This window comes from Verrucomicrobiia bacterium, from assembly GCA_035765895.1.
Taxonomy (GTDB): Bacteria; Verrucomicrobiota; Verrucomicrobiia; order Limisphaerales; family DSYF01; genus DSYF01.
Genome location: DASTWL010000016.1, coordinates 26,311 through 42,131, shown reverse-complemented (window position 1 = coordinate 42,131; position 15,821 = coordinate 26,311). Strand labels below are relative to the sequence as shown.

10 protein-coding genes are annotated in these 15,821 nt (G+C 62.8%); all 10 read right to left on the bottom strand.

The features are described from left to right. Position 1: 1 nt before the first annotated feature. The gene (locus tag VFV96_03900) at positions 2-718 is read right to left on the bottom strand and encodes a hypothetical protein (GenBank protein ID HEU5069541.1); all 717 of its coding nucleotides are present in this window, start codon (positions 716-718) and stop codon (positions 2-4) included. Next, positions 715-1,452 carry a ferritin-like domain-containing protein gene (locus tag VFV96_03895; protein HEU5069540.1) on the bottom strand — a complete coding sequence of 246 codons (738 nt, stop codon included), beginning with the start codon at positions 1,450-1,452 and terminating at the stop codon, positions 715-717. Before VFV96_03895 ends, VFV96_03900 begins: the two co-directional genes overlap by 4 nt. After that, positions 1,437-2,321, bottom strand: a complete 885-nt coding sequence (gene ispH / locus VFV96_03890; protein HEU5069539.1) for a 4-hydroxy-3-methylbut-2-enyl diphosphate reductase — start codon at positions 2,319-2,321, stop codon at positions 1,437-1,439. Before ispH ends, VFV96_03895 begins: the two co-directional genes overlap by 16 nt. A 183-nt stretch (positions 2,322-2,504) precedes the next feature. Further along, positions 2,505-2,813: a transcriptional regulator gene (locus VFV96_03885; GenBank protein ID HEU5069538.1), complete on the bottom strand. Its 309-nt coding sequence runs from the start codon at positions 2,811-2,813 to the stop codon at positions 2,505-2,507. Further along, on the bottom strand, positions 2,810-3,430 hold the full coding sequence (locus VFV96_03880) for a hypothetical protein (protein ID HEU5069537.1): 621 nt from the start codon (positions 3,428-3,430) through the stop codon (positions 2,810-2,812). Before VFV96_03880 ends, VFV96_03885 begins: the two co-directional genes overlap by 4 nt. 126 nt (positions 3,431-3,556) lie before the next feature. After that, positions 3,557-4,474, bottom strand: a complete 918-nt coding sequence (locus VFV96_03875; GenBank protein HEU5069536.1) for a prepilin-type N-terminal cleavage/methylation domain-containing protein — start codon at positions 4,472-4,474, stop codon at positions 3,557-3,559. A gap of 377 nt (positions 4,475-4,851) precedes the next feature. Beyond that, entirely contained in the window at positions 4,852-9,699 is a 4,848-nt protein-coding gene (locus tag VFV96_03870; protein HEU5069535.1) for a glycoside hydrolase family 38 C-terminal domain-containing protein, read from the bottom strand. A 271-nt stretch (positions 9,700-9,970) separates the two neighbouring features. Beyond that, positions 9,971-12,295: a GH92 family glycosyl hydrolase gene (locus VFV96_03865; GenBank protein HEU5069534.1), complete on the bottom strand. Its 2,325-nt coding sequence runs from the start codon at positions 12,293-12,295 to the stop codon at positions 9,971-9,973. A 23-nt stretch (positions 12,296-12,318) separates the two neighbouring features. After that, positions 12,319-14,607, bottom strand: coding sequence for a GH92 family glycosyl hydrolase (locus tag VFV96_03860; protein ID HEU5069533.1), 2,289 nt, complete (start codon positions 14,605-14,607; stop codon positions 12,319-12,321). A 26-nt stretch (positions 14,608-14,633) separates the two neighbouring features. Continuing rightward, on the bottom strand, positions 14,634-15,659 hold the full coding sequence (tdh, locus tag VFV96_03855) for an L-threonine 3-dehydrogenase (protein HEU5069532.1): 1,026 nt from the start codon (positions 15,657-15,659) through the stop codon (positions 14,634-14,636). Positions 15,660-15,821: the final 162 nt, after the last annotated feature.

The window sequence follows — 15,821 nt, the reverse complement described above, 5'->3', positions numbered from 1 at the left end:
GTTAACGCTCCACAAGTTGGGCTGCCGCCGTCACCGGCTGACGATGCCGCCACCGGCTGATGCTTAGCTGCACAATTGGCACCGCCATCCCGCCCAGTGCAACCAGAAACAACGGCCAGTTGAAGTGCGTGGGCAGCACCTGGCGGATGACCGGCACGCCCTGGTCCGCCACGCGCAAGGCATCGTTCATGAAAACCAGCAATGCCAGCAACATGCCGACACCGGCCGCGGTCCAGGCCATTCCGGTGGCGCGGCGGGACACGGCGACGGGCGGCAATTGCGTCGCCAACGTGCCCCAGATGATCATCAACAGCGCAATCAGCATCGGCGCCAGCACCGGTCCCCACCACGGCAGCGGCAGCAGGAACAGGATGTCCCAGTCCAGCAACGAGTGCGGCCAGCCGCAGATCACTTTCAGGCCGGCGTAGTAAAAAATGTCCCATGCCCCGAAGGCGAGCAGGGCATAACCCCAGCGCGCCCGCCACGTTTTCCCCGCCAGCACGCCCACCGTCAGCAGCATGATCAACGTCGCCAGTTCGCGCACGAGTTCAACCGGCCCGAGGCGGCCGATGAGGGGCAGCGGATTTTCCTGATAGGGCTCCAGACGGTCCACCATGGTGCGCAAATCAAACACCACCGCCGCTTCCACCCATGCCATCGCCACCGCGAAAAGGCACACGGTCCACCAGCGTCCGAAGTTGCGCGCGCGCGAATTCATGCCGGCCATTCCCAGGTCAACTTGACCGGCGCGAGCACGTGCGCCGGTGAAAAAATGCCCGCCGCCGTCTCGTCAAAAATCCGCCCGCAATCCCGCCAAAACGCCGCGGCGCCGACGCCGCCGGCCCGCAGCGCACCGCGATGATCGAGCATGACCACCAGACACGCCCCGCGAAACAGCAGGCGCCACACCACCTGTGCCGCGATGCGCTGGCTGAACGAGAGCGACGCGAACGCGCGCCGCAGGTAATCCACGTGAAAGGCCACGTGCCCGTCCTCATCCCGGAGGATCTGCGCGCAGACCGCCCGCAGCACCGGATCGTTCGAACCCTCGAGCAGCGCCCGGAAGTAGCGCCTGGCAATCATCTCGGGCAGCAGCAGCACCATCAGTTCCTGATGCAGCCCAAAGCAGCGGCGCAGAAATATGAAGCAATGGTCCGTCCAGTCGCTGGCAAGCAACGGCGCCCCGAGGCGTTGCAGCACCGCGGCCATCAACCGGGCGTGCTCCTGTTCCTCCTTGATGAACAAGTCAATCGCCGCCTGATACACGGCGTCGCCCGTGGCAGCCGCGTGACGACGCAGCCGCCGGCCCTCGCCACTCTCACCGATTTGGAATTTTTGCAGGGAACGGATCAGGGGCCCGCGCAGCCGGGGTTCGAGGTGCACGCCCTGTTCCCACGGCACGGGCAGCCGGTGCGCGCGATTTTGTTCAAAGTAGTTCAGCCATGCTTGCATGTTGCCTCCTTGGTTTGGATGGATTCGATTTTTGCCTGCGCCAGCCGGCGCAGCCATTGCTCCACACCGTCAATCAAGACATCCGGCGTGGAAGTGCCCGCGGTGATGCCAACCGCGGCCGCGGTGTGAAACCATTCGGCGCACAGGTCGGCGGCGGTCTGCACGTGGTGCACGCGCGCGCCCTGTTGCCGGCACGTGACGGCGAGTTCGCGGGTGTTGTTGCTGTCCGCGCCGCCCACTACGACGACGACGTCGCAACGCTGTGCCAGGTCCACGGCCGCGTGCTGGCGCTGCTTCGTCGGCTGGCAAACGGTGTCAACCAAGCGCACTTCCGACCGCGGAAAACGCTGCCGGATGAGCGCCGCCAGATGCCGCACCCGCTCGATGGGTTGCGTGGTCTGCGCCACGACGCCGAAGCGGGAACGCTCCGCCAGTTGCGCGACGTCGTCTTCGCTCAGCACCACGTCGCACTCCGGATAATCTTCGGTCAGGCCCCGCACTTCCACGTGACCGCGTTTGCCGACCACCACCGGATGAAAGCCGGCCTGCACCAGGGTGGCCAGCGCCCGGTGCGCCACGTGCACCAGCGGACAGGTGGCTTCGAGCACGTGCAGCCCCCGAGCAGCGGCGCCGGCCTTGGCCACCTCGGAAGCGCCGTGGGCGGTGATCATCACGGCGGGCGTCGCCACCTCGCCCGGCTGGCGGGCGAGGCGGATGCCGCGGGCCTGCAAATCCGCCACCACCGTGGCATTGTGCACCAGCTCGCCAAGGATGGTGAGCGGCTGCTGTTTCGCCTGGGTGACGGCCAGTGCGATGGCGTCGCGCACGCCAAAGCACATGCCGAGATGATCCGCGCGGAGAATTTTCATAACGAATTGGCTGGTGAACTACGCAACACTCGAAAGAAACCGTAAGTGGAACCGCCGGCTCCCCGCCCACGGCATGTTGCCTGGCGCATGATGCGTGGCTGCCTTGGTTTCATCGGCTTCGCTTTGTAATACAAAGTAGATGACCACGACTGGAAATTTATGTTCAACGAATGGTTCATGAAATCAGGCTGGCCGGCTTTGCTGGATGATTTGCTCCAGCAGGCCGATGTAGTCCGCAAAGGCTTTGCGCCCGGTGGTGGTCAGGGAACACGTCGTGAGCGGACGGTTGTTTTGGTAGGACTTGGCCACCGCCACGTAGCCCGCTTCCTGCAACGTCCGGATGTGCGTGGTGAGGTTTCCATCCGTCATGCCCAGCGAATCGCGCAGTTCGGTGAAGGCGAGTTCGGGGGCGGCGGCCAGCATGGACATGATTCCCAGCCGCCCCTTCTCGTGAATCACACGGTCGAGTTGGAGGAAGGGTTCCGGGTTCACGGCGTGCGGCGCTTCTCGGAGAAGAGCAGGTAAATGCCATAAGCCAGATGCAGTCCGCCGAAGGCGGCGCCCATGACGGGGTGGGTAAAGCGAAACTCCCAAGGCTGGGACAGCGACGAAAGGCACAGCAGGAGCAAGGTGGCGCCAAGGATGAAGGCCCAACCGAACAGCCGAATGCCGCGCGGCATGAAGAAGCCGGCCGCGTGCAGCGCCGCCCCGTAGAGCGCCATCCACACCGGAATCACCGCCCACGTGACACCCGGATCATCGGCAACAAATCCCACCACGAGTCCCGCAATCAAGCCGATGTAGAGACACGGCAACATGGCCTGCGCCACCCGCCGGGTCGGCGGCGACCAGAACGATTCCTTGTCGCGCAACGCCTGGCGGCGAACCACCACGAAGGCGCCGGCCAAAGACACGGCGGCGATGGCGAACCAAAACAGCACGAAGCGGCGCGGAGAATCGCATTGTGTCTCCCAGCCCACGGCGCCGGCGGCCAGCCCGACGAGGCCAACCAGCAGGCAGATGGGCGCCAGCTGCCGACGATACAACGCCGAACGCTCCATGAGGGTGCGAATGGTTTGCAGATTTTCAGCGGCCCAGTCGGCATTCATAAGGAAACTTTGCCATGCAAAGTGAATGCGTCAACTGCAAACTGCCCGGCTGCGATTCGTCCAAAAAAAGTCCGGCCGGTTTCAAGCCGGCCGGACTCGCAGGGAGATTTCCGTCAAATTAGCGTCTTATTTTGCCGAGGTGTGTTGATACATCCACTGCCAATCCACACTCCCCGGAACCGAGCGGCGGCTGACGTTGTGATTCACCACCGCCGTGCGGCCATCGCGCCACTTGTGAATTTCCGAATGGCCGTCCGCAAAGGCAAACCCGCACGCCATGTTGTGATAAGTGCCAGGGAAATCGATCCATTCAGCCGAGTTCATCCCGAAACCGAAGCCGCCGTCGTTGAGGCTGTCGGCATCTTCATCGATGAAAACCCACAAATCGGACGGACTGGGCTGCGTCACTTGGGAGGTCTTGCCAAAGGTGTTGTAAGGCGAGTTACGCCGGTGACTGTGCGAGTTATTGAGCCACGGACCGTTGACCGCCAAAGTCGGCGCGCCGCTGTGCCCCGCCCCGCGGTCATAGGCGGGACAAATGGTGCCAACGGCTTGGTTCATGGAAAACGTGCGGGCCGCCGGAACAATTTGGCCAGCCTTGGACGGATTGGTGCCTTGATAACGGCCCATGCGTTTGTCGGCCGGACATTTGAAGATGGTGGCATTGCCGCCAATGTAGTTGGCCAGCAGGCTGCGGGTTGGGTCGATCAAAATGTCCGGATTGAATTCTTCCCCTTCTCCCGGTCCCGCATGCCCGGGACACCAATTGTGGCCCACCGTCGTGGTGCCATCGTCCGGGTTGGGTGGATAAAATTCGGTGTTATCCCCGGTGTAGAGCTGCACGGCCGTCATCATCTGATGCCCGTTGTTCATGCAGTAAATGCCCTGGGTCTTGACTTTGGCCTTGCTCAGCGCGGGCAGCAGCATGGCCGCCAAAATGGCGATGATGGCAATGACCACCAACAGTTCAATCAGGGTAAATCCGGAAGCGCTTCCGGCCCGGCTTTCCCCTGCGCAATGGGAGTGCAACTTGGATGGTTTCATGGTGATTAGGTTTGGGGCAGGCAATAGGAATATAAACAAATCCGGCGAAAACTTCCATCGGCGGCCTCAGGTGCCGCCGAGTGGGGAAATAGTCTCACATCGCCGAAGGGTTTTCAGAAGCGGACACACGGGCGTGGTTGGTTGGCATTTACGTCATGGGTTGGCTGTTGGGAACTAATCGACTCTATGCGGCAGGCCCATTTCCAGCCAACGTGAAAAATGTAGCTTTTATGGGAGTTTTGTATCCGCCAGCATATCCTGCCGGGCCTGCGCAACACCCAATTCGTTCGTCCCAACGGACATGCACAATGCCTGTTCCACCGCCGGATTCAGGGGGAACTGAATCTCGTTGGAGCACCTCGCCCGACTGACCCGGCTTAAGGCTTGGGAATGACGGTCAACTTGTTCGTAACGGACGCGGCGCCGTCTGAAACCACCAAGGAAACATCGTGGCGCGACGAGTCGGAGTAGGTATGCTGCGGGTTGGGTTCGGTGGACATGAAACCGTCACCAAAATCCCACTCGTAACGATAAAGGGGCACGCCAATCAACTCGAGATCCGCCAGTTGCAGCGCACCGCCCGCGCCCGCGTCTTTGACCGTGTCAATTTCCAACCGGTAAAGGCGGAAGCCGGCGGCGTTCCGGCAACTGAACTCGCGTCGCTGATTACGGTCCGTGAACGTTTCGTTGGTGCGGACATCCACGATGGTCCACGTCGCACCGCCGTCGTTTGAACCGAGCAACCGCCAGTTCATTGGGTCGCGGCCGGGCTCGTCGTTGGCGGACGTGAGGGCGTAACGGCCCACCTGATACTGCTGACCATGCGCGTAGGCATATTGAATCCAACTGGCGCGCGTGGCGGGGTTCTCCCCGGCAAAATCCAGCCACTTGGTTGCGCTCGTTGCATCGAAGGCGTTGGCGGCGATTTCGGCGGGCTGATTCTCGCCCTGCGCCGCAACAACGCCGTAACCGTCGAGGGTGGTGTTGTAGGGGGCGCGGGCCGCATTGCCGCCACTGGCCCGGGCGGCAAAGGCAACCGTGCCGGGCTGACCCGCCACGGGTGTGGCGGTGGCCGTGGCACGCAAGGGCGGACCGACCGTCATCAGCATTTGATGAGTGCCCGTGTAATCACCGCGGGCGGCCGCCAGCCGCACCTGATAGTTGCCTTCGTGCGCGTAGGTGTGTTGTGGACTCTGCTCCCGCGAGTGGCCACCATCACCGAACTGCCAGACATACGAATCCGCCGGCGTCCCGATCAATTTGAGTTCGGCCAGTTGCACCGCATTCGCCGCAGCGGGATCTGCCACACAGTCGATTTGCAGGCGGAAAAGATTAAAACTGGCGGGCCTGGCCAGACGGAAAGCCTTCTCCAACCCCCGGCCGGCAAAGGTCTGGTTGGTCTGCACATCCAGCGTTGTCCAGTTGGCGCCGGCATCGTTCGAACCGAGCAGACGCCAGTCCCGCGGATCCCGCGCCGGCGCGTCGGCGGCGGCGGTCAATGAGTAGCTCACCACCTCCCCGCGCCGGCCGTTGGGGAATTCATATTGAATCCAGCTCGCCCGCGTGGCGGGATCCTCCAATGCAAAGTCGAGCCACTTGGTCGCGGCGCTGCCATCAAAGGCATCCTGCACCCGTTCGCGCGGCGCGTGTTCACCCTGTGCCGTCATCGTTCCGCCGTCATCCAAAGTCAGCGCGTGAGAACGTTCGGTTCGCCCACCCCGCACGGTCGCGGCAAACTGCACCGTCAGCGGCGCGGCAGCAGCCTGCGTTGCCGATGCCTTCACCGTCACCTGGAGCGACGGCAACACCTGAACCTCAACTTCACTTTCACTGGTGGCGCCGGCGTTGTCCGTGACGGCAAGCCGGATCAGGTGCCGGCCCAGCTTTAGCTTCGCCACTGCTCGCTCGCCGGCGGCCAGTGGCTTTTCATCCATCGTCCACAGGTATGAAACAATCTTTCCATCTGGATCGCCACAACCCGTGCCGTCAAGCGTGACCGCGGCCACACCGTGCGCGTCAGCGTTGACGATTTGATTCGCCCCGGCGCTGGCCCAAGGCAGTTCGTTCGCCGCCAACGGCCCACCTGCCGGTTGTGTTTCCTCCGCTGTGCCCTTGGCCAGCGACACCGCGAAGACCCGCACATTCGGTGCGTCTGGCAAGGTCAACGTGCGCGCGTTGGCCGGCAGGTCGAGGGAATATTTGAAGAGGTAGCAGAAGCGATAGGGATCATTGCCGTCGCGCGTGTGCCGGTGCGTGAACACCCAGGCCACTTCGTCCGGCTTCACAAGCGGCGGCTTCCATTGGCCAATGAAGCCCGTGAAATCCTGAACCGTCAGCCGCCTAGCCTGACCATCCACGGCAAACACCGCCGGCGTGTCACCACCCGCGGCGGCCGCCAACAGGTAGAGCCGTGTGAAACCGGAACCGGGCAGCGCAATGGTCTGGCCGCGGCACGCAACGGCGTTCTTTGCGCCATCCGCCGTCGAGCCGAGCATGAAGTTGACCCCATCGCGCACGACGGACGCCGGCACCAGTTCGGCCGGAATGGTGTAGCCCTGATAAAAATCGCCATCCGCCCGGTTGGCATCGCGGGAGAACACATCGAGGTTGAACGGCAGTGAAACCGGCTGGCTGACGACCTTGGGCACGGTCGCGGCCGCCGCGCCCAGCGTCAGGGCCAACGTCCGCGGTTGATACGGAGTGAGTTTCAGCGTCAGTTTGCCACCGGCGGGAGTCAGGGCACCGAGCGGTTCCTCGGCACCGGTCAGTTCGCGCGCGGCCACAATGGGTGCGGCGCCCGCAAGCTGAACCGTCTGCGGCCGGCCCGTCAATTCCTGCAACCGCACCACCACTTCATCGCTGGCTTCGGCTTTCTTGACGGCCTTCACCATTACGTTCGGACTGTCCGTCGTCAGGAAGGCAAAGGTTTTGCCGAGCGGCCCCGGATGCGCGGCCGCGGCAAAGGCCTGCAACGGCTGGTTGAGCCGCGCCGCCGTCCATGACGACCGGCCGGCGCGCCAGTCGCCCGCATGGCCCATGACCGCAAATTGAAAGCGATGTGACCCGAGGCTGTTGTGCGCGCCATGCGGATAAGCAAGGCCGGGCGTGGGCGTGTGAAAGATGGTCAATCGCAGTGTATGATCGTCTGGTTTGTCCCAGCCATACTTGCTGTCGTTCAAGACGGTGACGCCGTATTGGCCATTCGTGTCGGTCAAATCCGCCCATTGCTGGGCGGGCACTTCGTAGAGGTTGGGCGTTGCGTTGCCGCGTTCGATGGTGCCCAGGCCCAGGTCAAACGTGGCCTTGGGATTGGCGGCCGTGAGCGGGAATTCAACCTTCAACAACGTGCCGCGCGTGTGCCAATTCGCCGAAACATCCCAGCCGACGCGGTCACCGGCTTCGCCCGCTGCCAGGGAAATGCGTTCCAAGAAGGTCGAGTTGTCCTTGAACCGCGTGATACCCAGCGTGACGCGTGCGGGACCGGACTCCAGCACCTCCACGCGTGCAGGCCGGCCCAGATAAGCGGGCCGGCCGGTTTCTGAAGCGTAGGTGATTTCCCAGGCAGGCCAGATGGTGCCTTCATCGTGCAAAAAGGCCCAGCGGATCGGCCGGGCCAGCAGCTCCTGCTGGTTTGCCTTGTCGTAGATGGACCGCACGTCGCCATTGCCATCCAACCGCACGCGGTAACGGGCATTCTCCAAACGGGACTTCGAGACGGCGAGGCCGGTTTTCAGCGCACACGGCCGGTCAGCCGGACGCACATCAAACGTGGCCGCCCCGACCGCCGGCACCCGCGCCAGGAAGACAATCGGCAGGGAATGGCCGCGCGGCGTGCCCGCTTGTGCCGGGACTTCCTTCCCATCCGGACCAAACACCCGCACGGCGCGGGGCAGTCCGTTTGAAAAGGTCACCGTGGCTTCGACCAGATCCTCGCTTTCGACGGATAATGGATTGAACACCACAAGCGGAACGCCGGTGGCCGTGGTGTCGAGCGCCCGGGCAAGCACGCCGATGCCGCGCGTTTGCTCGGCGGCAAACTCATTCAGCGAGAGCAGCTCGTCGTTCCAGGAAAACTGGTAGGCCGCATCGATGCTGGTGCCGGTCAAATCGTCGTGAAACTGGTGCCAGAGGAAACGTTCCCAGGCCTTCGTCAACCGCTCTTGAGGATACGTGCCGCCGCCTTGCAGCCAGTCGGCCATCACCGCCGCTCGCTCCGCGCTGTCCGCCCAGTGTTCGTTGCGCCGGTTGAAGGTCTTCATCTCGCTGTGCGCCGTGTAACAGCCGACGCCGTGGATGCGCATCAGCAACTCGCCTTGATACGTCGGCAGCTTGACCACCTGCTCCGGCGTCAAATCCCGGTATAACTGATCTGCGCCGGCGCTCTCCACACGCAACAGACCGTTGGTCGTGTGAATGCTCTGTTCCAGCCAGTCCACCGACCTGGCGTCCGGCGCCCCGCCAATATCGCCCGTGCCGAAATACCGGTAGTCGAGATACAATCCCGTGGCTTTTCCCATTTCGTCGATGCGCGCGAGATAGTTCGTCGCGTTCGCCAGATTCTCGGTGATGTGCGAATCGTAGGCGCCGGGTTGAATGACCGCGACCACCGAAGCGCCATCCGGCCCCACCCAGCGGCCAATGTTTTCAAACGGGTAGGGGATGGCGGAGCCCCAGAGCAGTTTCGCCGACGAAAACCCCTTCAATCCGCAATGCGCGGCGATGGACGGCAACGCGTAGCTGAAACCGAAACAATCCGGCAAAAACAAGTCGAGGCTCGTTTTGCCAAACTCCTGCTTGAAGTAACCGTTGCCGTAAAGCGCGTGGCGGATGAGCGATTCCGGCGAGGGAATGTTCACGTCGCCGGCATCCACCGACGCCCCGGCCACGCGCCAGCGGCCTTGCGCGATGTAATGCTTCAACGTCTCGTATTCCGCCGGGTAATACTCCTTCGCAAGTTGATACTTGAACGCCCCTTCGAAGCTGAACGTGTAATCCGGGTAATTGGTGAACAGCACGAAGTTCCGGACCAGCGTGTTCGAGAGGTAGGGATGGATCGTGTCCTGCACGGTCCAGTTCCACTGCGTGTCGAGATGCGAATCGCCCACCACATACAACAACTTGTTGGTGGCCGGCTCCGCGCTCGCCGGGCCCGCAACGGCGCCGAGACACCAACCGAACAGAGCCAACACGCCGGACAGTCGTTGCAGGGACGAAATTGATTTCATGCTGGGCGATTTTCCAAGAGGACGGACACCATCGGCGCGGCGCGCCGCGTCCGGCGAAACGCCGGCACCCGCGCGGCAGTGCGTCCGTCGCTGGACGCCTGCAACGGGCACCAGCGGTGACGTCGATCGGATGGCTGGCATGGACGACCGCCATTAATGCCGGAACACACGAAGCGATGGAAGCTCCGTTTTGGCACCCCGCGGCCGAAGCGGGACAGGCAGAACGCCTGTCCCACCACCAGACACGTCGGTCCGACACCACGAGCCGGCATCACTTGCCGCCCGGCGTGGCGGCGCCGCCGACAGCAGTCTGTTGCAACAGCCCGGCCATGGCGGAAGGCGGACGGCTCCCGGCACCGGTAGCCCAGTGATAATCGGGCGCGGATTCCATGCGGAACACGAGGTCGCCGCCGGCCAGAATCTCCGCGTGCTTGAGGAACGTGCGGTTGAAGTCCTGGCCGTTCAATGTTCCGCCATGGATGTAGGGACGTTGCGGTCCGTTGGCCTGCGCGGTGATGGTGAATTGTTTCCCATCCGGCAGCGTGAGCGTCGCGCGGTCGAACAGCGGACAACCAATCAGGTAAAGATCCGTCCCCGGCGTCACCGGATAAAAACCCAGCGCGCTGAAGACATACCACGCCGACATCTGGCCCGTGTCCTCGTCACCGCAAAAACCGTCCGGCGTGGATTGATACAGCCGGCCCATGGTCTCGCGGATGCGCGTCTGGGCCTTCCACGGCTGGCCGACGTAATCGTAGAGATAGATCGCATGCTGCACCGGCTGATTGCCGTGCGCATACTGGCCCATGTTCGCCGCGACCATTTCGGTCATTTCATGAATCATTCCACCGTAGGTGCCCACTTTCACATCCGGCGGCGTGGTAAACACGGCGTCAAGCTTGTCCGCAAACGCCTTTTCACCGCCCATCAACTGCACGAGCCCGGGAATGTCCTGAAACACGCTCCACGTCCACTGCCACGAGTTCCCCTCGGTGAACGGCCCGCCCCACTCAATGGGATAAAACGGTTCGCACCACGCGCCGTCCTCCTGGCGGCCGCGCACAAAGCCGGTCTTTATGTCGAAGACATTGCGATAGTTCTGCGCCTTGCGGACAAACGCATCCCGGTCCGCCGGGCGGCCCGCGGCGTCGGCCAGAATGGCCGCGCAAAAATCGTCGTAGGCGTATTCCAACGTCTTGGCCGTGGCCTCATGCACATTGGGATAAGGCACGTAGCCCAGCTGGTTGTAAAACGTCGCGCCGTTGCGGCCGATCGAAGGACAAGAGCCCGGGCCTTCGTTGTTCGCGTCATGCACCATCGCATCCACCGCGCGATTCAAGTCAAACGTGCGGACCCCCTTCACCCAGCCGTCGGCCAGCAGCGAAAAGGCGTGATTGCCGATCATGCAGGCCCGATGGCCAGGACTGGCCCACGACGGCAGCCAGCCGCTTTCGTTGTAGGCATTGATGATGCCCTGCAAAATTTCACCGCTGACTTCCGGAAAGAGCAGGTTGTAGAGCGGATGACTGGCGCGGAACGTGTCCCAATAGCCCGTGTCCGTGTAGAGATAGCCCTGGTGCAACTGGCCGTCGTAGGGGCTGAAGTAAACCGGATGCTGTTGCGCATCGAGTTCGTAGAATTTGTGCGGGAAGAGCACGCTGCGATAGAACGTGCTGTAAAACGTGCGCTGCTGCTCCTCCGTCCCGCCCGTCACCCGAATTTTGCCGAGCGTGTCATTCCACCGGGCCTCGCCGCGCCGGCGCACGGTGTCAAAGTCCGCGTCGCCGATTTCGGCCTGCAAATTCCGCAACGCCTGTTCCGCGCTGATGAATGACGACGCCACCCGGCACTGCACCACCTGGCCCGCCTGCGCGGCGAATTTCACGTAGGCGCCGACGTGGTCGCCGGCGAGCTTGCTCGCGCCGGCTTCGGTGGTTTTGGGCGACCATACGCCGTGGGCAACGAACGGCTGATCGAATTCGATGACGAAGTAATTGCCAAAGTTCTTCGGCACGCCGCCGTGATTAAACCGGCTGACGCCGACGATCTTGTTCTCGCCAGGGATAACCTCCACCGACGAGCCGCCGGGAAACGCATCCAGCACCACATACGCGTCACCCGCGTTGTCGAACGTGAAGCGGAACCGCGCGCAACGTTCGGTCGGCGTCACCTCCGCCGTCGCGTGCCAGGTGTCGAGGTGGACGCGGTAATAGTTCGGCTGCGCGTGCTCGGCTTCGTGCCGGAAGTCCGACGCGCGCTCGTCCTCGTTCACCGCCAGCCGGCCGGACACCGGCATGAGCGAAAACGAGCCGTAGTCGCCGATCCACGGGCTCGGCTGGTGCGTTTCCCGGATGCCACGCAGCTTGCCCTGCCGATACTGGTAATAAAACGAGTCGCGGGCCGGCTGGGTGTAGGGCGCCCAGACGTTCATGGGAAAGGGCAGGGCGATGGCGGGATACTCGTTGCCGTGCGAAAAGCCGCCCGTCGAATCCGTGCCCTGCAGCGGGTTGGCGAGCGTGACGAGTGACGTTTCCGCCGCAAAGCCGGAGCCGGCCAGGGCCAGTCCGAGTGCGCCCCAAAGATGGCAGAGTTTCATGGTGTGAGTGTGGTTGCGCGCCTTCATTTTGGCAGGATGGGCTGGGTGCCCCAGTTACGGTTGGGTTGCGGTCCCATCGTGAAGGCGATGGAGCCGCCGTGTTGCAACGCCGCATAAGGCAGGAACGGACTGTTCCAGTCCCGGCCGTTCACGCGGACGGATTGCACATAGATGTTTTCGTCGGAGAGATTTTCCGCCGTCATGGTGAATTTTTTGCCGTTCGAGAGATGCATCACGGCCTTCGGCAGTTGCGGCGCACCGATCACGTAGTAGTCGCTCGCCGGGCACACCGGATAGAAGCCCATCTCGGTGAACATGAGCCACGCGGACATTTGCCCGCAGTCGTCATTGCCGGTGAGGGATTTTGGCTGGTTGCCGTATTGCGTTTGGACGACCTGATGCAGCCGTTCCTGCGTCTTCCACGGCTGGCCCGCGTAACAGTAGAGGTAAATGATGTGATGACTGGGCTCATTGCCGTGCCAGTATTCGCCGATGCGTCCCTGGATGTCATCGAGCCCCTGGCTCTCATTGGCGCCAAAGGTAAAGAGCGCATCCAGTTTTTTGGCAAATGCATCCGGCCCGCCCATCAATGCGATCAAGCCCGGCACGTCCTGCGGCACATACCACGAATACTGCCAGCTCGTGCCTTCGGTGAAATCGCCGCCCTGCACATACAGGTGCGGGTCAAACGGCGTGCGCCAGCGCCCCTGCGCATCCTTGCCGCGCATCAACCCGAACGACGGATCAAACAGGTTCCGGTAGCTCTCCGCCCGCTTCATGAACACCGCGTAATCCGCCTTCTTGCCCAGCGCCTTCGCCATCTGCGCGATGCAGTAATCGTCGTAGGCGTATTCGAGCGTCTTGGACACGGACTCGTTTTCCTGGTCGCACGGCACCCAGCCCAGCTTCGCATAGGCCGCCACGCTGTCGTAATCCGGATTCAGCGCCGTGGTTTTGACCGCTTCATAGGCACGTTCGACATCGAAGCCTTTCACGCCCTTCAGATAACCGTCCACAATCACCGGCACCGCGTGGTAACCGATCATGCACCACGTCTCGTTGCCCTGCAGCGACCACATCGGCAGCAGGTGGTCCGCGCTCTGATCGTAATGGGCGAGCAGCGAGTTGATCATGTCCGCGTCCCGCGGCGCCTGAATCAGCGCGAACAACGGATGCGTGGCGCGATACGTATCCCACAACGAGAACACCGCGTAGTTGGTGAAGCCCTTCGCCTGATGCACTTCGCCGTCGAGTCCGCGGTATTCGCCCGTGCGGTCCTCGTAGAGATTGGGCGTGAGGAACGCGTGATAAAGCGCGGTGTAAAACGTCTCCTTCTGCTCCGGCGAGCCGTCGATCTGGATGCGGGCCAGTTCACGGTCCCACTGGCGGCACGTGCGTTCGCGCACGCCGGCGAAGTCCCAGGCGGGAATTTCCGCCGACAAGCTCTGCAACGCATTCGCCGCGCTCACGGCCGAAACCGCCACCTTCACCGTGATGACCTCATCCGCGTGCGTCTTGTATTCGGCCAGAAACTGGAGGTTGGTGCCCGCCGCCTCGTTCTGGCTGCGAAAGCGATAGGTGTTGTAGATGACGGGCTTGCCGCTGCTGATGATTTGGTGCGCGTCAAACGGCCGCGAAAATTGCGCTGCAAAATACAGGTAGCGCTCCTTTGCCCAGCCGTTCACGAGATGAAAGCCCGTGACGGTCGTGTCGTTTTCCTTGCGCACATGCGACCACACCACGCGCCAGCGCCCGCCGTTGAGGACGTGGTTCAGATCAATCATGATGGAGGCCTGATCGCTCGCCGGGAACGTGAAGCGCAACAGGCCGGCGCGTTCGCCCGCCGTGAGCTCGGTCGTGACGCCGTTGGCGAGCTTGACCTTGTAGTAGCCCGCGGTGGCCGCCTCGTCCGCGTGCGAAAACCGCTGGCGATAGCCCGTCTCCGGCGCCTCCTTGGTGCCCGGCTGGAATTTCGGCGTGCCGATTTGCGGCATGAACAGGAAGTCGCCCAGGTCGGGAATGCCGGTGCCGCTCAGGTGCGTGCAACTGAAGCCCATGATGGACGTGTCGGAATATTCGTAGCCCGACGCAGTATCCCAGAGCTGATCATCCGTGTCCGGACTCAACTGCACCATGCCAAACGGCGCGGACGGCCCCGGATACGTGTTGCCCTCGCCGTAAGTGCCGACGAACGGGCGGATGTAATCGGACAAGCGCGCCGGCGCCGCTTGCGTCAGCCAGCCACAGCCGGCGAGCAGGACAACGCTGAACCAGAGGCGCCGGGGCGCCGGTGAAGTTGCTACGTTTCTCATAAATCAACGAGGGCGGAGTGACGGCTTCACCGCCAGTTTAGAATCACCTTGCCGGACTGGCCGCTCAACATCGCGGCGAAGCCCTGTTCAAATTCCGTGTAGGGCAGCCGATGGGTGATGACCGGCGTGATGTCGAGGCCGCTCTGGAGCATCACCGTCATTTTATACCAGGTTTCATACATCTCGCGCCCGTAGATGCCCTTGATGGTCAGCATCGAGAAGACGACGGTGTTCCAGTCGATGGCCATGGCCTTTTCGGGAATGCCGAGCATGGCGATTTTCCCGCCGTGACTCATGTTGGCCAGCAGATCCTGAAAGGCCGCGGCGTTGCCCGACATCTCCAGGCCCACGTCAAAGCCCTCGGTCATGCCAAGCTGTTTCTGGACCTCCTTCACGCTGCGCTGACGGGGATTGACGGCCAGCGTCACCCCCATTTTGCGGGCGAGTTCCAGGCGGTGTTCGTTCACGTCCGTGATCACCACATACCGTGCGCCGGCGTGTCGCACCACGGCCGCCGCCATGATGCCGATCGGCCCGGCGCCTGTGATCAACACATCCTCGCCCAGCACCGGAAACGACAACGCCGTATGCACCGCGTTGCCAAACGGATCGAATATCGCCGCCACATCCCGCTCAATGCCCGGCGCATGCACCCAGACGTTGGTCATGGGCAGCGCCAGATACTCGGCAAACGCGCCGGGCCGGTTCACGCCCACACCCTTGGTGTCCGCGCACAAATGGCGGCGTCCCGCCAGGCAGTTCCGGCAGTGGCCGCAGACGACGTGCCCTTCGCCGCTGACCACTTGTCCGGGGAAAAAATCCTTCACGTTGGAGCCGACTTCGACGATCTCCCCGACAAACTCATGCCCCACAACCATGGGCACCGGGATCGTCCGTTGGGCCCAGTCATCCCACTTGTAAATGTGGACGTCGGTGCCGCAGATGCCTGTGCGATCCACCTTGATCAACACGTCGTTGATGCCGATTTTGGGCTCGGGAACGTCTTCGAGCCAGAGACCGGGAGCCGCTGTTTTTTTGACCAACGCTTTCATGATCCGATGGCCGGCGCAGGCCGGTGACAGGTCGCCCTTTCGCTGCGCCGGTCCGCCTGGTCCGGACGCGCAACCTCACCCGACACGAAGCGGATGGACCGGGCTGCGCCCCGCCCGACCGGGGCTTTCGTTGAACAGGAATCGATTATCGGGCGGCCGGCC